The organism is Pseudomonas sp. BBP2017 (genome assembly GCF_003024385.1).
Lineage (GTDB): Bacteria > Pseudomonadota > Gammaproteobacteria > Pseudomonadales > Pseudomonadaceae > Aquipseudomonas.
On record NZ_PVZN01000001.1, the window covers coordinates 498161 to 516650 of the forward strand.

Annotated in this window: 14 protein-coding genes and 2 pseudogenes; 9 read left to right on the forward strand and 7 right to left on the reverse strand. The window is 54.8% G+C overall.

Annotated elements, in window-relative coordinates:
- Window positions 1-196: 196 nt before the first annotated feature.
- The 4 genes from C6382_RS02280 to C6382_RS02295 all read right to left on the reverse strand — a co-directional run bounded on the left by C6382_RS02280 (window position 197) and on the right by C6382_RS02295 (window position 4869).
- A complete protein-coding gene (locus C6382_RS02280; protein ID WP_107022911.1) occupies window positions 197-1438 on the reverse strand; it encodes a hypothetical protein in 1242 nt (413 codons plus the stop codon).
- A gap of 156 nt (window positions 1439-1594) precedes the next feature.
- Window positions 1595-2338: a hypothetical protein gene (locus C6382_RS02285; RefSeq protein ID WP_107022912.1), complete on the reverse strand. Its 744-nt coding sequence runs from the start codon at window positions 2336-2338 to the stop codon at window positions 1595-1597.
- A 67-nt stretch (window positions 2339-2405) separates the two neighbouring features.
- The gene (locus C6382_RS02290; protein ID WP_107022913.1) at window positions 2406-3095 is read right to left on the reverse strand and encodes a hypothetical protein; all 690 of its coding nucleotides are present in this window, start codon (window positions 3093-3095) and stop codon (window positions 2406-2408) included.
- A gap of 58 nt (window positions 3096-3153) precedes the next feature.
- The gene (locus C6382_RS02295; protein ID WP_107022914.1) at window positions 3154-4869 is read right to left on the reverse strand and encodes a hypothetical protein; all 1716 of its coding nucleotides are present in this window, start codon (window positions 4867-4869) and stop codon (window positions 3154-3156) included.
- Between the two features lie 221 nt (window positions 4870-5090).
- On the opposite strand from C6382_RS02295, the gene C6382_RS02300 reads away from it, so the two are divergent.
- The 6 genes from C6382_RS02300 to C6382_RS02325 all read left to right on the forward strand — a co-directional run bounded on the left by C6382_RS02300 (window position 5091) and on the right by C6382_RS02325 (window position 11138).
- Window positions 5091-5735 carry a hypothetical protein gene (locus tag C6382_RS02300; protein WP_107022915.1) on the forward strand — a complete coding sequence of 215 codons (645 nt, stop codon included), beginning with the start codon at window positions 5091-5093 and terminating at the stop codon, window positions 5733-5735.
- Window positions 5732-6931: an XRE family transcriptional regulator gene (locus C6382_RS02305; RefSeq protein ID WP_107022916.1), complete on the forward strand. Its 1200-nt coding sequence runs from the start codon at window positions 5732-5734 to the stop codon at window positions 6929-6931. Before C6382_RS02300 ends, C6382_RS02305 begins: the two co-directional genes overlap by 4 nt.
- A 220-nt stretch (window positions 6932-7151) precedes the next feature.
- Complete coding sequence (locus C6382_RS02310) at window positions 7152-7439, forward strand: hypothetical protein (RefSeq protein ID WP_107022917.1); 288 nt, start codon at window positions 7152-7154, stop codon at window positions 7437-7439.
- Between the two features lie 9 nt (window positions 7440-7448).
- Complete coding sequence (locus C6382_RS02315; protein ID WP_107022918.1) at window positions 7449-9005, forward strand: hypothetical protein; 1557 nt, start codon at window positions 7449-7451, stop codon at window positions 9003-9005.
- A gap of 376 nt (window positions 9006-9381) precedes the next feature.
- Window positions 9382-10566 (forward strand): HNH endonuclease signature motif containing protein, encoded by a 1185-nt coding sequence (locus C6382_RS02320; RefSeq protein WP_107022919.1) that lies wholly within the window; start codon window positions 9382-9384, stop codon window positions 10564-10566.
- Between the two features lie 188 nt (window positions 10567-10754).
- Window positions 10755-11138 (forward strand): hypothetical protein, encoded by a 384-nt coding sequence (locus C6382_RS02325; RefSeq protein ID WP_107022920.1) that lies wholly within the window; start codon window positions 10755-10757, stop codon window positions 11136-11138.
- Between the two features lie 254 nt (window positions 11139-11392).
- Here C6382_RS02325 and C6382_RS02330 read toward each other — a convergent pair whose 3' ends face one another.
- Window positions 11393-12163 (reverse strand): hypothetical protein, encoded by a 771-nt coding sequence (locus C6382_RS02330; RefSeq protein WP_107022921.1) that lies wholly within the window; start codon window positions 12161-12163, stop codon window positions 11393-11395.
- Between the two features lie 273 nt (window positions 12164-12436).
- Between C6382_RS02330 and C6382_RS02335 the strand changes: the two genes are divergently transcribed.
- From C6382_RS02335 to C6382_RS02350, 3 genes and pseudogenes are all read left to right on the forward strand, one after another.
- Window positions 12437-13081 carry a hypothetical protein gene (locus C6382_RS02335; RefSeq protein WP_107022922.1) on the forward strand — a complete coding sequence of 215 codons (645 nt, stop codon included), beginning with the start codon at window positions 12437-12439 and terminating at the stop codon, window positions 13079-13081.
- Window positions 13082-13777: 696 nt separating this feature from the next.
- A pseudogene (locus tag C6382_RS02345) lies at window positions 13778-14254 on the forward strand (LuxR C-terminal-related transcriptional regulator); the annotation flags it as partial.
- A 233-nt stretch (window positions 14255-14487) separates the two neighbouring features.
- Window positions 14488-17805: pseudogene (locus C6382_RS02350) on the forward strand (ATP-binding protein); the annotation flags it as partial.
- On the opposite strand, the gene C6382_RS24555 reads toward C6382_RS02350, so the two are convergent.
- Both C6382_RS24555 and C6382_RS02355 read right to left on the reverse strand, forming a co-directional pair.
- Entirely contained in the window at window positions 17779-17883 is a 105-nt protein-coding gene (locus tag C6382_RS24555) for a hypothetical protein (protein ID WP_371919550.1), read from the reverse strand. The pseudogene C6382_RS02350 and the gene C6382_RS24555 sit on opposite strands and share 27 nt — an antisense overlap.
- An 80-nt stretch (window positions 17884-17963) precedes the next feature.
- Window positions 17964-18308 carry a YggL family protein gene (locus C6382_RS02355; protein WP_107022925.1) on the reverse strand — a complete coding sequence of 115 codons (345 nt, stop codon included), beginning with the start codon at window positions 18306-18308 and terminating at the stop codon, window positions 17964-17966.
- Window positions 18309-18490 lie beyond the last annotated feature (182 nt).

Below are 18490 nucleotides of genomic sequence, written 5' to 3' on the forward strand. Positions count from 1 at the left end.
ATCACGAGCGAAAGCCCCCAAGTATCTACGACACTTACGGCATGCTCTATCCCCCACAGCGCTGGGTGCCGAACATGACTAACCGACTCGGACTCCATGAGGCGACCATTAGATCTTTGATGGTCGCATTTGCCACAGTCATTCGATCCTTAGCTACCCCGTATTTGACTATCCAGATCAGCTCCACTCCCTTATGTCAGGAGGCCGACTCTGGAAGCGCCTCAGCTAGAGCAGATGGATGAATGACGTCTTTAGTGTTCGCACCTAGCCCCAAATACCAACGACCAATGTCGGTTACAGCAATTTGCTCCGAACCTAACTCAAGAATATCGGCTCGGACAATCAGATCAAAAACTTCGTTATCCTTCGCCTGGCTGATCTCCATTGGCGTTGAGCACGTCTGGTCGATAGCTGCTTTGGCTTGCGTCTTGGTGTCGAAAAGTTCCAGGATGCGCACGTCACCATCTCGATGCTCCGCATGCACGAGCTCAGGCGCACCAGGCTTTCCAATGAAGAACACAGAGCGCTTCTTGAATCCGAGCACATGAGGATGTTTTGGGCCACGGCGAATCAGCCAGATGCCATTCGGCCCACGAGCCGTGCGGTGGGGGATCAGCATCAATTGACGAGTTTTCATGCTTTCAAAAGAACGCAATGACAAGGACGGTTTACCGACACTGATGAGTGTGCTGCCACACCGAAGCGTCGCGCGCTCACCGCATGCTTCACTCCACGTGCCTGTCGGTTCAGTTCGGGTCGTCACACGCCATATGGCGGGGAGGAGCTCAAGAGTCTTTTGCGCCATATCCTTCCCATACTTTACCAGCCTTGCGTCTCTGCGCGACAGTGCCGTTTCTGGAATAGGGTTCATCATCTCCTCGTCCAAGGGAAAATAATCCCACTCCAGGATGCCCTGCCGATACCAACTTGCCGCGAGTTCCATATCTTCGTTGTTGGTTCGCAATTGCTCCCCGCGCAGCGGGATGCAATCCGTATCGCGAGGAGCTCGGCCGGCGTCAGGATCGGGGGTGATGGAGTCGATACGCAACTGCCAGCTTTTCACCTCCCCATCCTGATCTGCCCAAATCAGCACCGCATCGCTGAAGTCAGCCCCCGAACTGTTCTCCTGAGGCTCACCGTCGTAAAAACGCACCCCTGGCGTAGCACCGAAGAATGCCCGCGTGTAGATTTTTGGCAGCGGTTTGGCACCCGAAGCTTTCGTGTACTTTACGACAACGTCCAGGTCACCGCATGTCAGCGCACCACGCGCATAGGAACCCACCACCCAAACCGCATTCACGGTCAAGCGGCAGACTGCTGATCTATCAAAAACCGTGTACTCAAATTCACGTGTCGATACTTTGTCGAGCGCCTCGCAAATACGGATCAGCTGCTTAGTGAACCGCTCCCTTGGGTACCGCTTTTCCTGTGTGTCCACTGCAGAGCTCTCCGTGTAAATGGAGCTCAGGTTGCCCGGGGTGGAACTGGCTGGCAATAGCTCCGTGCCACCTTCTCCCCTCACTCCATGCAGGCAGAGGTGGCGCTTCCAGATTGATCACGATAAAGAGGCGCCAACGGGGCGCCTTGAAGACAGCTATTTAGAGGCTTTCTCGACCCAAAAGGCATAGAGTTGCTCGGCCTGATCCAGCCTGTCCAGAGTGGGTTTATTCTTCAACCCTGCAATCCGGCTCGCAAGCTTCTCCAGTTCATCCGCAGCCTTTGGCGCCCAGCCGTTACCAACAGCCCATGCGCGCAACGCCATGGCATCCAGCGTGTGATCTTTTCTTCGCAAGATCCTGAGCGTTCGATCAACCCGCTCTTTGTCCGAGTTATGGAGCACACTAGTTGCCACACCCGCCGTTGCGGTCAGCCCTTTCATCGCCTGCAAAACAACACCATCAGCCGCTGCAGATATCGTCTGCCGAGGCTGTTTACCTTCGACCAAGGGCGACCAAGACGTCATCCAGCCATTGATTACGTCTTTTGCAAAAGGCAATGCAATCACGCCCGCCACCTGCCCAAACCCATCGACCTTGTCCATCATGCTTTGGCTGGCGTAGGCGCATATGACCAAAGTATTTGGCGTCAAACCCGATAACGTACGTTCAGTCTTCAGGGTGACGGGTACTCCGCTCAACACAGCAGTCTCGCCTTTATTGAGGGCCTTGGTCGCCTCCGCCCCCAAGAAAGAAGCCAGGGATGTGGAGCCTTTGAGGTTTGCCATGGCCGGGATCACCAGCACGATCTCTTTGATCTTGTGCTTGGCGTCACTGCATAGCGCTTCGGCATGCTTAAAAGCGGCCCTGAATGCGTCATCGAAAAATACTACTCTAACCACTTGGCTTCTAACTCCTTGTAACCCGGCCTCGGCGGTACCGACCACCTCGGACTCGCGATTGATGAATTTAAGGGGTTGCCTTCTGCGCCTTAAGCAGAGCTCTGAAATTGATGGAGCTCATCCACTCTGCGAGCTTTTCCACTTCGTCTACTGCCTGGTGGAGAGCTTCACGGGTAACGTGAACAGCGGGTGCCATCATCCAACTGCCTCCTCTGCTCGCCAGAAGGCTCATCTCATGGATGCTGACGAACAGTGGGTTTGGATGCTTGCGAAGCGACCCGACAACGTGGTTTGCCCGTGTAGAAGTTATCGAGGTCGCATGCTGGCTTGCGTTTCGAGACAAAACCACCTGCTCCAAGATGGAGAAATTCGCAGGGCAATTGCTCCAGTCAACGCCAATCTTAGCGAAGCAGGTTCGATAGCCACGGATGAAACCCTTGCTGAAAACGTTCTTTCCCAACGATTTTTCAAAGTCTAAACCTAAGTTTTTCTCGTGGGTCACGAAGAAAATTTTAAGCGACTCTGAGAGCATCGACACACAGGTCTGGCCAACTACCTGAAAACCTGTTTGCGCTCGCAGCCACTCCTCCAAAAACGCTGGTTCGTCACTCATGGTTTGCGGGTTGAACGGGGGCGGCTGAAACGGTGGCACACCGCTCTCGATTTTTTGCATGGTCTCAGCGAATGGCGCTATGGCTTCGTCGTAGTAATGCTTAATGAATGTGGTGCGCTCTTTGAGGAAAAAATCAACATCCAATTTCCGTACCTCTCCATGAAGAGAGGGGCCGCCCTGTCACAGCCCCTCCTAGCTAAACCTACAGGCCATGACACTCCAGCATCGGGATTCTTCCTGGCGTACGTTTCGGATATATGATGTCCAGCCAGCGTATAGGGGTGTCGGGGTCGAACTGGACGTCCTTCATGCAAGGCAGCCGCGGGAAATCTTCTACCGCGGCGGCCAGGGCATCTTGGGCATCCTGAAATTGGCCTGCGGCCCGGTACCGTTCTACCAGCGCGAGAGCCATACAGGCTTCGACCAGCAATGGCACCTTGATTCCTGTGGGCTTGAAGCACTGGGCGTAATAGCGATTTAGGTGATCAAGGTGTACTGACGGCAGCCATTCTGTGTCGTCCCCCGTTAGTGCCTGACCAATCAGTGACTCCAGGCCAGGCTGATTGAGGAGAGCAACATCTGCCTGCTTCAGCATCGACTCACCAGCTTCGCCGCCCAGGTAGTGATGCTTCACGTAGATGAATGCCAGCAGGGCCGCCTTCGGAGATTTCTTCAACCCATTCTTAATTTTGAAACCCGCTTCTACGACCGGGCGCAAATTCTTCAGTCGTCGGTGGGGGTAGTCATTCAACGCCTGGCTAAGAAGCGCCACTAACCCTTCAAAGAATCGCGAACAGGTCTCTGCATCCAGGCCTGCGGGGTCATAGACCCACATCGAGGGATCCCACGAAATCCGCAACACGCCAGGGTTGTCATACTCATAGGCGCAGGGCTCATGATCAATTTTGTCGGCGCGACGTACGAACTCCATGATCACCGCACGCACCAGGCGGAAAAGGCCCTGGAACGTGAACATGAGCTTGTCATCATCGGCGTAGGTTTCCGCGTGGCCGGAAAAGTGGAGAAATTCTTTGGTCAGCGGCTTGAGCGTGTGGACATAGTCAGAACGCGTCCCATAGAGGCTCTTGAGCGCGGCCACAAACTCCCGCCTACCGATGGGATACTTTTCTTTGTCGGCCTGCGTTGAGTAATAGTCCGCCGGCAGGTACTCCAAAATGAACTTGGAAAAGCGGTGCCCCAGACGCAAGTGCTCGGTCGAAAGGATGCTATCGCGTACTGCCTGCGCGTCTGCCGCTTCGAGGTTCTCCAACGCCTTGTCGATAGGCTTGCGCTTCTCATCTGGCATTTCCTCCCAGACAACCACGTAGCCATCAAAATCCTGGGCTAGCGACTCGATGCTAATGACCAGCAATGCATAGGCCAGATCGAGGTCGTCGCTCATCCTGTGAACCGCAGCGACGTAGGATCTGATTGCCTTGAGCACGCTTTGGTACGTGCTCCGCTTCAGACCTATCAACTGGTTCGCGAACTCGCCGAATGCCTCCAGTTCCTGGGTGCTCACCCTTAACGATGGGTCGTAGAACCGTGACAACCGTTCGCTGGGGTGCGACTCCCCCACGCGAACACGCTGGTGCAGCAAGCGTTCGGCGAGGTGTACGTCAGGACTGAATATTGCCCGTAAACCGAACGAGGCTACGTCTGCAAAATCATCGATGTACGCCCCCATCATGCGTGAAGCGATGAGGCCTGCCGCAGGCGTCCCCTCGATGTGTTCTTTCATCTCATAACACAGGGCATGAGGCGTGGTCATCGTGTCAAAGGCATTGAGCGTCCCGACTGCGCTGCTGAAAGCTTCGCCACTGCCCAGATCGAGGTTGGTGTACACCACTCCTCGAAGCGTGTTGACTTGGGAATTGTGCCGCTCAGTAAAAAGCTTTCCGGTGGCCGCCTGGAGCATGGATATTCCTTGAGTGGAAGAGTCTGACGCGCACGGTGCGGGTTGCCCCTTCGGTTCCGACCGGGGTGCCCTCAGCCGAGCGCTGAGAGACACTGCCAGATACACAAGGGGTTGTTCAAGCCGGATTTTTCAAATTAACGTCATCACATGAGCATGGATGACTAGCCACGCGAAATTTTAAATGGATATAATCCCGAAAAACGAAACCAGGGCGACTCTCTATGATCCAAACCCGCAACCCCTCTATCGCCGATTTGCTGATTGCTCACGTACCACGGAACCTTGTGATGGGTGTCGAAGACGCCTGTGTAGCTGGAGCCCTGCTCGCTCACCTCAAAACGAAGGATATGGACAGCAAGCATCGCAAAAACGCTTTGGGGCAGATGCGGGCTTTCCACATGAACGAGATGTTCAGCCAAGCCCTTGTAGCTGCAGACGCTGAACACACCCCGCTCAAGGGAAATGGCGTCGTAGTGGGCCAGGCAGGTATGTTCAAGTTTTGCCGGGTGAACATGTCCTCGAAGCTGTGGAACAATTGCAAACGCAGCGCAGTCCGCCGCCAGCTCGCTGAGGCCAATCAGGGGATGACCCAGATCGTTCAGCCTTCGCTGTTCGCCCCACAAGACATCACCTCCGGTACGTTCTTCTTCGTGGCGTGCTTCAGTGGATCGCTGAACATCCAGCCGGAGAAACCGCTAGAGATTCACATCGCTGTACCTGATCCGCAGATGGGGGGCTGGTTGTTCCGCGAGCCCCTTCTGAAGTTCTTGGCACGCTATGATGAGGCTCCTCAGCACCAGGTCGACCTGGCAGTGCCGAAGCTCAAAGTTGGAATTATCGAAACGGGACAGCACACCGCATCATGAGTCGTGGAATCACAGGTTTTGAGCCCGGCCGCCTTGTTCAAGCGCTCGCGGCTCGTGGGCTTTCTCAAGTATCGCTCGCCTCTATGGCGGGGGTCTCGCCTGCAACCATCAGTAAGTGGAAATCAGGTCAACAATCTCCTGAGGCCGATGCACTCGTCAACCTTTCAAGGGTCATCAACGTAACCCCTGAATGGTTCACCAGACCCATGCCGGAGAAATGCTCGTTACCGCTTTTCCGAAGCAACGCCTCTGCTCATGTGAACGCTCGCGCAATGCTCGAAGCGCGCCTGGAGTGGGCTCAGGACATCGCCCTAGCACTGGGTGAGTTTGTGAATTTTCCGGACGTCAATCTGCCGAAACGCGCTTTCACAGATCCGGAGCAAATTACCAGTGCGGATATCGAAGAAGCCGCAGATGAATGCCGAAACCTTTGGAATCTGGGCCGTCGTACAATCCCTGATCTCGCCATGGCGGTCGAGGGTGCCGGTGTCATTCTGGTTCGGGAAGAAACCGGCGTAGCGACAATCGAAGGGCTGTCCGCCTGGAGCCAGGCGTTGAATCGCCCGCTCATCTTGCTCTCAGCAGACAAAGGCAACGGGTTTCGCAGTCGATTCGACCTTGCCCATGAACTCGGCCACCTGATACTGCACAAGGGCATTGAGCGGTCTACCGATCCTGCGCGACACAAGCTCATGGAAGACCAAGCACACCGCTTTGCCGGAGCATTCTTGCTTCCTGCGGAAACCTTCGCATCGGATGTGAAGCTCCCCGTCACCCTGGACAGCCTCTTGTTGTTGAAGCAGCGCTGGGGCGTTTCGGTTGCAGCAATGGTTATGCGCCTGTGGGCGCTGAAAGTCATTGACGACGATGCAAAAGGACTCCTGTTCAAACGCCGCTCTGCCAGATGGGGAGTCAAGGCTGAGCCCGGGGATGATGGTCGCGCACCTGAGCAGGTTCGACTGCTCAAGCGCACAATAGAGCTCCTCGCTTCCTCTGGCGTCATGCCGTTAGATGCCGTCTCGGCCTACATCGGCCTGGCCAACAACGATATTGAGATGCTGACAGGTCTTCCTGAACACTATCTCAGCGGTAAAGCCGCAGTAGTTCATTTGGCCAAGCTCAAAAGCCTCACCGCATCGGCACAGATACAACCCAACGAATCAGGTGTTGTACTTCCCTTCAATCGACGCAAGTAGAACATTGGCGGGTCGTGGAATACGACCCGCCCCTGATCCAGACTCATTGAGGTGCTGCCGATAGTAGGCTTCGTGCCTAAAGCTGTACCGCCCCCTCTGCATGCACGCCTCAGTAACACGAGAGGTGCGAAGCGGCCATTAAATCTGCCTATCCTGGTTTTTTCCCGGTGATTTTGTACTTTTGATCACGCCACTTCGGCACTATCAGAGGTCACACCCAATGGGCATTTTGCTATCCACCAAATGCGCCGAGAAAGCCCTTCGCTCGACCAGCGCCGTTTACCACATCGTTAAAGCAACCTATCAGCATGGTGAAGAAGCCGTCATCAACGAAATGGCCAGACGGATCAGAGACAACACCGGTGTAGGCTATGGTGAAGCGGTTACCACTGCCGCCGTCCGCCACGAAGAAATCATGAATCTCTCGGAAAAAGGCGCCGAGTACAAGGCACTCAGCGAAGACCTCACTCGTGCCAACTCTGCACACTCTTCCCCACTGCCAGCCTGAGACGCCACGATGAAGAAGCAATCCGATGAGTTTCTGAACGAGCTTCAAGAATATGAGCTGGCAGAGCTGAAAAAGTCTCTCAAGCATGCCACCGACCCGTTGAGCGCAGAAGCACTGCTTGGCTTCGAGGAGCTGGAGTTTCGCACGCTGACTGGGCGATACCCGCTCAATGCCTGTAAAGGGGTAGCTGAACACATCGTCCACCATCTGCTTGATGATGCCGATAAAAAACGGATCTTCGCCTCCCCGTATGAACTTGGAAGCCCAGAGGTACTCGATGGCAAGGCAGTGCGCCAGAGCCCCCTGATTGCTCACCTTGAGACTATCAGTCCCTTGGCGCCGGGCGCGACGATTCAAAATGTCGACAGTGTCGTGAAAGCGCTTAAACGCGTGATACAGGATCTGACCGGAAATAGGTTTCAGACCTATACGGAGGCCTCACCCGTTTTTCCCTGTGATGCAATAAACCATTCGTTTGCGATTAAGGCACTATGCACGCTCTATCGCTATCGCATGTGGGAGCCCAAAATTTTCAGTCGCTTCGCGATTCCGGAATCAGGCGAGCGATGGAACCTAGAGCTGCGCGACCTTTCTCCACTGAAGTGGGATGACGATACGGCTCGAAATGGCGTGGCGCTCTACTCTGACTTGAAACAGAGCCTGACCTTCGGCATGAGCTATGACGAGGTGATCAGCATCCTGCCTACGATGGAGCGCGTTGCTAACCGCTTCGCTCAAAGCGGCTTTGCCTCCACACAGGTGCTGGCGTTGTATCTGGAAAATCCTGGCATAAATCACCTCACTATTAAACAAAGTGACCTAGCTGAACATCTGCCTTTGCGGAGCAATCGTCCAGCAAACAGACTCGATATCGATCTCTATGCAGGTCTGGTACGGAGGGAGGTCAAACTGCGCCTGTTAGGCAAAGCGTCACTGAACAGCCTCTTGGTAAGCGATGACGCTCATCTGCCGAAGTGCGAGGTGTGGTCGAGAGACTCCGTCTTTGAGGTGGTCATGGCTCTCCGAGCGCGGGACTGGGACACCTTTCGACTCAAGCTCGCCAAGCTGCTCGGCCAGAGCTACTCCGACGCAGAACTTAACTCCGCCTACGATCGGCATTTGAATTTGACGTGGATCGTCAAAAGCCCTTGGGAAGAGGATCCCACTTTTAACCTGCTTGAGACATTGGCAGCCTTCATCACGTGCTTAGGGAAGGATGTCGACACTGTACGCACCAAGGCTTACTGGTACGGGAAAACCACCAGTTCGAACAATCCCCTCTTCTATCTCGACCAGGTGAAGGATTTCAAAAGCACCGAACGGGTTCCTGAGCACTACCTTGAATTCTGGTTCCGACGCTACACGCTGATGGTATCCAGGCTCGTCGGACGAGAAGACCTCTGGCACCACCAGAATGAACTCGAACAATTCGAGGGTGAGCGCATCGCCGCGGTGCTTGATACCTACGACATTTTCACCGCGGTCAAAATGCTGAACACCTATTTTGATTACGTGCCTGACATCGCCGGCCCACGAGAGCGGATTAAGCTCACGTTCCAAGACTGAGCTATAAGCCTAAAGCATCGCCCCCTCTTCATGCTTGAGCCGCGCAATGGCTCAAGCTACTTTCCCCAAGCCCCTACTTACCCGACAACTGCAAAGCCCGAATTGAAGCAGTGATCGCGCGAGCACACTCAAGAACTGCCGGAGCTAGACGTTGCTCAGCCTCCCCCATCGCCTACCGACTGATATGCGCCAAGGCGTGCACCGCTCCACGGGTCAGCCCTCGCTACTACGAATCGGAGCAGCCAAAGCTATGTCCCCCGAGGAACAATTCCCCATAATTTGTGGCGAACCCTTTTCTGCGCTCCGGGTACATTGACTTCTCTCCCTCTGGAAAGCGACGCTGTACGCAGTCGGATGCATCCAAGGAGTGGCAATTATGAAGTCGAACCGTACTGAGCTCGCGCTAATTGCTCGCGGCATCAACAGCGATCTTGCAAAACAGCTACGCAAGCAAGGGCTGTACTTGAAGACGCTCAGATTGATGGACACGCAAGAACTGAAGAGCTACGGACTCAGCCCGGATGACATCACCTCTATCCATGAGGGTGCAAGACCCCCTATTCCCATACCCGACTTGATCAAAGTGCTGTTTGCCAATCGTTGGCTTTGCTGCGTATGTCGAGACTCCAGCCAGCCCATCGTTGTTCATCACATTCGGCCATGGGCAGAGAGCCGAGACCATTCTCCGGCTAACCTTGCAGTGCTTTGTAGCACACACCACAGTGAGGCACACACCAAGCGCGCCCTTGACATGGCATTGTCAGCTGACCGCCTCATTGGCCTTAAGGCCGCCTGGGAAGATGAGGTTAAACGTCTGGATCGACTCGATGTGCATACTGCGACGCAAAGCCAAGGTTGCCACTGGTGGTATTTCAACCACTTGAGATTGTACGAACTCGCTCAAGAGGGCGGAGTAACGTTCACTAGGCTTGCTGGCTATCCGGAAACCTTTGATGCAGGTTCATGCACCAAGGACGGCATGGCCGTAAGAAAGGGATCCGAGGGCCTGCTGCACAGCGGCGCCAGTGCTCAATATCTTTATCTCTATATGACCGAGATGCTGAGAGCGGTGATGCACGGCAGCGTCATCAGAAACATCTCAGACGAACTTGACCGGGGCAAGCTATCGGCTTGGATAGTGGAAGGTGACCTAGTTCTCGTGCAGGGCCGTTACATTTTCAACAATTGTGGCCCCGCTACCATCGCTAGTGACCCCGTGATGGGAAAACGGTCAGTGAACAATGTAGAAATTCAGTTCGCATTTGATCGCAACGAGGGCACTTCCGTCTCAGCGCGCTCTTTATGGTTGAGAGGATCACAGGATCTCGCCTGCTTGATAAAGGTCAATCGCCTTGAGCGGGTCATGCAAAAGGTAGTGATCACCGGCACCGTCTTGGCCATACGGAACGCTCACCCCGACATCAAAAAACGAGCCTACGAGATCAATCTGTATAAATCAGGGCTTGCAGGTGTGATCTGGGATGAGGACGAGGCAACCGAAGACCAAGACCAAGACCAAGACCAAGACCAAGACGACTTTAAAGCAGCAGCTCAACCCTGATGCACCTATTGCTGGCAAAGCGATGGAGTAATCTGTACTCATTCATAATTTTATGATCCCTACCATGATGTGTCTGTTCGTCAGAGGTATCCGCAGTTACGTATGAGTCTCTGAGGGACGCCATGCAAGCCACCTGCATATTGTGGGATCTCACTGGCGATGTTATCCAAGACTGAAGGAACCGCTGAATGGATCAAGGAATGCACCAGGTCGTAGTGATTGATGAAACAGTCGTGCACGTCGAACAGCTCGTCAAAGCGCTCAGGTCACATCACATCGTCGTGCTCAATTGCATAATGCGTGGGACGGCTCAAAAGCTACAGAAGGACGCCGAGCTGATGATGAAAAACTGGAGCCACGAAGGGCCCGACGTCTACTACAACGAGTTTGAGATCAAGATCGAGGGCGAGAGATGGTTTGCCCCTACCATGACTCACTCTGAGCTGAATGACCTGAACCTGACGGACACCTGGAATCTGGTGCAGCGTGCTATGGAAATATGGGTGGCACGTGGGCGAGCGAATCACTTCATCTACACCAACAGAACACGAGACACTCAGCCTTCGGAGTAATGATTCGGCCCTCCCCCTCGGGCCTGGGGCACCGGAATCGAGAACCGGGGCTAGGGCGGCGCAGCAAACGGGCAAAAAAAAGCCCGCGATGGGGAGAGGGCCGGATGAATCATTGGGAGTACAAGCATGCTAAGGCTGCAGGTGTGAAAATCTTGTGATCCATTTCTGCCGCGTCGACCCACATGAGGCACCCGCTGCAGTCCTGCTCTGCACCTTTGCTCAGAATGCAGCTTCTAGATCTGCGACGAGAACATTTACAGATCGATAACCGAGATAATCCTCTCGTAGGGAACAGTTACGCCTCTACCCAGGAAGGTGTGCGTGAACGGCATGTACTCCAACCCATTAGCGACCCTGTACAGGTAATGCCACAAACCAGTGGTGTAACGCTCCTGATCCTCTACCTTTCCAATGAATTTCACGATCACTGGCTTTAAGCTTCTGCTGAGGATTTCTATCAAATCTGTTGCTGCTTCGGTAGGGCCGCACCACCCTCCCCACCTAGGGCCGATGAACATTTCAGGGGTTTCGTAGTTTTCACCAATCCCATATTTCGCATCTTCAAAGGTATCGAACGCATAAGGGCCGCCACCTGACTTCAAAGTCCCACCCCCTTCGAGATCGGTTCTTTCTCGTATATTCACTTCGCAAATAGCGAGTATCTGATCAAAATCATAGCCCTCATAGGAACTACGAGTTTTGTGCAAAAACTCAACTGCGCCTTCACCCGACGAAAGAAGCCCATTATCAAACCAAGTCTCACTACCATCATAGCGAGCCCGATGGTAATACGCGGCTTCCTGAAATTCACAGTTGAGCTTACCATTAACATTATCAGCCATCAGCCAAGGGAAAAACTCAGAATCAAAACTATTGAAATCTTGCTGTAAAAAATCTGGCCAATCGCCGAGATACACCCTCTCAATCTCTGCTGCCTCGACACCGTGAATCAGTGACAGCGTTCTTATTGCATCCTTCGGATCATCACAGCTAAATATTTTTAGATCAGGCTCATCAGTTACCATGCGCACTCCCTTGATCGAATGGCTAGTTTTGTGCGAGCGTTTGCCAGGCGCACAAATCACAAGCTACCGTTCGTCGAAAAGCCTCTAAACCAATATATACTTAAATCGAAACATTATACAAGTAAGCATCTGATTTAACACAGATTTGTTTAAGATAACTTAGCGCTCAGCTCGACCCTCAATACCACGAAGAGAACGACCTCCACCTTCGACTTGAAAACAGGAAGCAACCTCTTACCCTTGATCTACGAGTCCGTAATCGAGTAAAAAATCATGGCAAATGTGGAGTCAGTCAGCCTGCAGCGCAAAGAACCAGAAATTGCCCGTTGCTCGCGCCTGTTTTTTGCTGAGCATGATCTGATTGACCGTAAGGACGGCAGCCTTGTCGCCTCGATCTACTCAACCCATCAACATACGGATATCAACGTCCATTACCGAGATAGCGTAGGCGTTCAGACGTTTGCGGTTCTTTGGGATAAACACGGCCTTGACAATCGACTTTTCCACGTAGTTGAAGAAGCAATTGCCTTGGACGTTTTGGCCCCCGTTCAACTTATTCATCATTCAGAAGGTCTACTGACGCTCCTCCTGGATCCTTCATTCCGCCAAGGTACAGATCAGTTCGTGGAATTTTGGCAGTGCATCGCTTCAAATGTCATCTGTGATTGTTGGGATCTACGCCTCATGTGCGAAACCCAGATTCGCCATTTTACCGAGGGTCGCCAATTTCGCACTTACGCCAAAAGCATTCTAGCTGTTGAAACGCTCGGTATTGTGGACCTAAACCTTGACCATTTTCTATTCAAGGAGGAATGGCATCAGACCATGTTGGACATGTACAAAGATGAACCTCGTGGAGCCGATCCTAAAGATGACCAGTCAGCGTTTGATTTTTTCGATGATGACTTGCCGTTCTAGATAACGTTTACTCATGATCAGCACGAGCTGCTCAAGCGGATCCTTCGAATCCCCCGCTTGCGCGACCATCAGGAACCTACAGGAAACATCAGGCGATGGGCGATCAGGAATGGCTGGCTGCCCAAGGCGGCTGAACGTTTGGAGGTGCTAGCCGAGAAGGCATTCGCCTTGCGATCAAAGCCCAATCTTGAAAGTCCCAATCATGCCGAACAGAGCTATCAACGCTGGACTCAAGCAGCGCGCTCATGACTGCTTTATCCGGATAATGGCCATAAAGTTGGAGGCCGATCTCCGTCTCTGACACGCGATGACCGGATTCGCGCCTGTAGGGCCCGCAAAGGGCCCTCCGAAGAGTCAAAAGCCGTACCCCTAGCATCAATGCTTAGAGGGGAAATTACTCACACCTGGGCGAAATGCGCTGGGTTCCTCTTTTTGATTGGCCACTTCAGATCCGGTCTCTCTATGATGCAGAGGGATGGGGTTACCTGGGGTTCAGTCAGCTTCACATCCTGAGGTCGGGTGTTGAAACCTTGCATCGGAAAATCATCAAGACCTGTTCTGTCCACTCCCCTTCACAATCGCACCTTTGTCTCCACTCGCCAGAACTGCAGCAAGGCTGGGAGCTAAGGAGGTGTGGTGATGAATGAGGGTTGGGGTCAGCGATGGTTTGACACCAAAATAGCCCTTGTCTAGAAAATCCTCGATATCAGCATTCCCAGGCTCGACGGCCTGGAAGTATTGTCACGCTTTCATAGCATGGCCATTCCGCTGAAAATCCTGGTGCTTACCGCACAGTCGCCGGCGTTGTTTGCCGTACGCTGCATGCACTCCGGCGCTGCCGGCTATGTATGCAAACAGGAAGACCTGAGCGAGTTGCTCAGCGCGATCAAAGCGGTTTTGTCGGGTTACAACTACTTCCCTAGCCAGGCCATCAGCAACTTGCGCCCTCACGGCAATGAACACTGCGAGCTGGAACTGTTCAAACAAGTCAACGATCGGGAATTGATGGTCCTGCAACTCTTTGCCCAAGGCAGAAGCAACAAAGAAATCGCCCAAGGGATGTTCCTCAGCAACAAAACTGTCAGCACCTATAAAAAGCGCTTGATGCAGAAGCTCAAAGTCAAGTCATTGGTTGAACTCATTGAAATGGCCAAACGCAATGCTCTGGTTTGAATCAAGCCATGCCTAGCCGCACCCTCCATTGTTGCCTGTGCAGCATCCTGGCCTGCCTGTGCCTGCTATCTACGGCAAGTGCCGACGAAGTTCAGGCCAGCCAGTACAGGTTGCTCAGCCGCTCGCAACCGCTAGGTGTGAACCTGCCGTTGAGTACGGCGCAACGACGCTGGATCGCAGGTAAAAGGCAATTGCTGCTGGGTACTTCGGCACCGGATTATCCGCCCTTCGACATGACCGCCAGCGGTCGCGACTACGAGGGCCTGACTGCCGACATTGCTGGAATTCTGCAAAACACGCTGGGTTTGCCGATTCAGGTCCGACGCTTTGCCAGCCGCCAGGCAGCGGTAAGAGCCCTTACCCTGGGGCAGATAGACCTGCTCGGCAGTGCCAATGGCTTCGAAGCCGCTACACCGGGGGTGGTACTTTCCAGACCCTACGCCATCGATCAACCGGTGCTGGTGACCCGCGAAAACGAAAGCCGCCCCCTTGATACTGGCCTGACTGGCCTGCGCCTGAGCATGGTCTATCACTACTTGCCACCGGCAGAGATAAAGGCCAACTACCCAAAGGCAACGATTCAGACCTACCCCTCCTATCTGAATGCCCTCAATGCCGTCGCGTTCGATCAGGCCGACGTATTTCTCGGCGATACTATTTCCACCCATTACATGATCAATCAGGGCCACCTGCAGAACGTCAAGATGGCCAATTTCAGCAAACACGAACCGGTCGGCTTCAGCTTTGCCGTACAGCAAAGCAACCTCACGCTGCTGCAGTTGATCAACGCCACACTCGACAACCTTTCAAGCACTGCCCGTGAAGACATTTTCAAACGCTGGAGCGCAGGCAGCGACATACTCCTGACTGATCGCAAACTGCAACTCTCGCAACGTGAAGAACACTGGCTGAGCAAGCACCCGGTGGTACGTGTAGTGGTCAACGAAACCGCAGCGCCACTGACATTTTTCGACAACGCCGGTAACTTTCGCGGGATTGCCGCCGACCTGCTTGAGCTAATCCGCTTGCGCACCGGTTTGCGTTTCGAAGTACAGCGCGCCAGCGGTATCAGCGACATGATCGATCGTGTCAACCACAACCGGGCCGATGTGATTGCCGCCATCTCGCCCAGCAAGCAGCGGGAAAGCACCCTGCATATCAGCCGCCCCTACCTGGAAAACTCCTATGTGCTGATGACTCGAACGGGAGCGGACCAACCCACCTCGCTGGATCAACTGTCAGGACGACGCGTGGCCCTGACCCGCGACAGCCCTCTGATCGACAGACTGCGTGCACGAGTGGCCGGTATCCAGCTGGTGGAGACCGAAAGCGCCGTTCACTCCACATCCTTACTGGCCAGCGGCCAAGTCGATGCTGCCATCACTGCGCTGATCAACGCCAACTTCAGCCTGGCGACCCAGCATGGGCTGGTCATTCGAGCCTCGGTCGGCGCCGAACCTGCAACTTTTTCGATGGCGACCGCCAGGCATTCCCAGGAGCTGGCTTCGATTCTGAACAAGGCACTGCTGAGTATCGCGCCGGAAGAACTGGGCGTTATCAACAGCCGTTGGCGCGGTTACAGCACTGAAACCGATGCCTACTGGAGCCAGTACCACCAACTGGTCTTGCAAATCGTATTGGGCACCAGCGTGCTACTGCTGTTGTCACTGGCCTGGAATGCCTGGATGCGCCGCCAGATCAAGCAACGCGAGGCAGCAGAGCGCGCCTTGGGCGATCAGCTCGAATTCATGCGCACATTGCTCAACGGTACGCCCCACCCCATGTACGTACGTGACCGTGAAGGGCTGCTGCAAAGTTGCAACGACAGCTACCTGGAGGCCGTTCAGTTACAGCTTGATGAGGTGCTGGGCAAGCGTCTGGAGGATGGCGCACTGGGCGACAGCTGCTATGCCAGCCAGATTCAGGCCGACTACCAGCACGTGATGCGTGAGGGCGCGCCCCTGATCATTGACCGCCCGCTGCTGATCAATGGCAGGGCAATGACCATTTACCACTGGATCCTGCCCTACCGGGATTCGCTCGGTGAAGTCCAGGGTATCATCGGCGGCTGGATCGATATCAGCGAACGGCGCCAGCTGATCCAGGACCTGAGCCAGGCCAAGCAGCAGGCCGATGACGCCAATCGCGCCAAGAGCACCTTTCTGGCAACCATCAGCCATGAAATCCGTACCCCGATGAACGCCATCCTTGGCATGCTCGAGCTAGCCCTCGAAAAAGCCAACCAGGGACAGCTGGATCGACCGGCAGTCGAAGTGGCCTACAGTTCGGCCAACGACTTGCTGGCCCTGATCGGCGACATACTCGACATCGCCCGCATCGAGTCCGGGCACCTTGCTCTGGCACCGGAACGGGTCGGCCTGATAGCGCTGGTGGAGTCTGTCGGACGCGTGTTCGATGGTCTGGCGCGCCAGAAAAACCTGTGCCTGATGATCCGTATCGACCCCAGCGCGCGCGTCGACGTTCAACTGGACCCGCTACGGGTGAAACAAATCCTTTCGAACCTGGTCAGCAATGCAATCAAATTCACCGAGCACGGTCAGGTCATCATCGAGCTGAGCCTGGAGCCTGGCCCCGAGCCGGGTCTTGCCAGGCTTGAACTGACCGTACAGGACACGGGTATCGGCATTCGCGAACAGGACCAGCAACGCCTGTTCCTGCCCTTCGCCCAAGCCAACCCCGATAGTAAGCTGGCACGTAGCGGTACAGGCCTGGGTCTGTCGATCAGTCGCGACCTGTGCCACCTGATGGGCGGTAATTTGACCCTGCACAGTGTGTTTGGCCAGGGTACCCGCGTGCAGGTCAGCATGCCGGTGACGCTGATGACCAGCCAGCCCGACGAGCCTGCCGTGATTCCCGAACCCTGCCTATCCGTGGCCGCGCTGAAAGTACTGGTGGTCGACGACCATCCGGCCAATCTGTTGCTGCTGACCCAGCAACTGAACTACCTGGGGTTGCAGCACCGCAGTGTCGACAATGGCCTGGAGGCTCTGGAGATATGGCGGCGAGAGGCATTCGATGTGCTGATCATCGACTGCAACATGCCAGGCATCGATGGCTACCAATTCGCCCAGGCGGTACGCGCTGATGAAAACGCACAACAATGGCCACGCAGCACCCTGCTGGGTTACACCGCCAATGCGCAACCAGAAGTCCGCAGGCGATGCCAGCAAGCCGGCATGGATGACTGCCTGCTCAAGCCGATCAGCCTCAAGGCGCTGGGCCAGCGTCTGGCCAGGATACAACCGCTCCCCCAACGCACCAGCGCCACCCACTCGGCCCTGTTCAACCTGCAAGGCCTGGAGCCCGTGGTGGGCAGCAGCGCCGTCGACCTGCAAGCCTTGCTGAAACAGCTTAAACAGAGCTTTAGCAAGGACCGGATAGCGCTGGCGGAGCTTGACCCTGAACTGCAACCCGAACAGTTGAAGGACGAAGCGCATCGTATTCTCGGCGCCGCGCGGATCATTCAGGCCAATGCCTTGATCGATGCCTGCGAACAGCTGGAATCAGACTGCCAGGCGAATGCGCCGGCACCCACGCTCGAGCTTCACCAGCAACAGCTGGCGGCAGCCATGGCAGAGGTGGAGCAAGCACTTGAGCGACTCTTGCACCCAGGGGGCTCAGCCAGTACGGCGGCAAAGGTGAGCTGAAAACAAAACGGCGGCCACTGGGGCCGCCGTTTCTTCAGGCATCAGGCAACCGGATTGATCGGGTTTTCCGGATACCAGGCGTCCAGCAGCGGGCTGACTTCGATCTTGGTCAGCTCGTTGCGGCCTTTGAGCCAGTCTTCAACGGCAGCGCGTTGTTCTTCAGTGACCGAGCCGCGATCTGCTTTGCAAACCAGACCGAAGTCGTCGCCGCCAACATAGTCCAGACCATTGGCATCCATAGCGTCTGCCAGGAACGCATCGAGGAAGGCATCAACGGCTTCGTCGGTCAGGTCTTCCTTGAACTCCAGGTTCAGTTCAAAACCCAGCTCCTGGAATTCATCCACGCAGAGTTTTTTGCGCAGACGGCGGGAACGGTTAGTGGCCATGAAACAATCCTCTTGAGTAATAACGCGGCGCACTTTACCAGTTTCACCACGAGGTTGCCGGAATAAAAGCCGATAAGCCACCCTTTCGCACTGCCCCATCACCCTGCGCCTTGGGGCATAATGCGCACTATATTTTTCACACCGGGGCCTTCACCTTTCCTTGCTCCGTTTTTTTCACCCCT

Bases quoted from the DNA above. Each gene is read 5' to 3' on its own strand.
- C6382_RS02295 (WP_107022914.1), bottom strand. From the start codon at position 4,869: ATGCTCCAGGCGGCCACCGGAAAGCTTTTTACTGAGCGGCACAATTCC.
- C6382_RS02300 (WP_107022915.1), top strand. From the start codon at position 5,091: ATGATCCAAACCCGCAACCCCTCTATCGCCGATTTGCTGATTGCTCAC.
- C6382_RS02305 (WP_107022916.1), top strand. From the start codon at position 5,732: ATGAGTCGTGGAATCACAGGTTTTGAGCCCGGCCGCCTTGTTCAAGCG.
- C6382_RS02310 (WP_107022917.1), top strand. From the start codon at position 7,152: ATGGGCATTTTGCTATCCACCAAATGCGCCGAGAAAGCCCTTCGCTCG.
- C6382_RS02315 (WP_107022918.1), top strand. From the start codon at position 7,449: ATGAAGAAGCAATCCGATGAGTTTCTGAACGAGCTTCAAGAATATGAG.
- C6382_RS02320 (WP_107022919.1), top strand. From the start codon at position 9,382: ATGAAGTCGAACCGTACTGAGCTCGCGCTAATTGCTCGCGGCATCAAC.
- C6382_RS02325 (WP_107022920.1), top strand. From the start codon at position 10,755: ATGGATCAAGGAATGCACCAGGTCGTAGTGATTGATGAAACAGTCGTG.
- C6382_RS02330 (WP_107022921.1), bottom strand. From the start codon at position 12,163: ATGGTAACTGATGAGCCTGATCTAAAAATATTTAGCTGTGATGATCCG.
- C6382_RS02335 (WP_107022922.1), top strand. From the start codon at position 12,437: ATGGCAAATGTGGAGTCAGTCAGCCTGCAGCGCAAAGAACCAGAAATT.
- C6382_RS02355 (WP_107022925.1), bottom strand. From the start codon at position 18,308: ATGGCCACTAACCGTTCCCGCCGTCTGCGCAAAAAACTCTGCGTGGAT.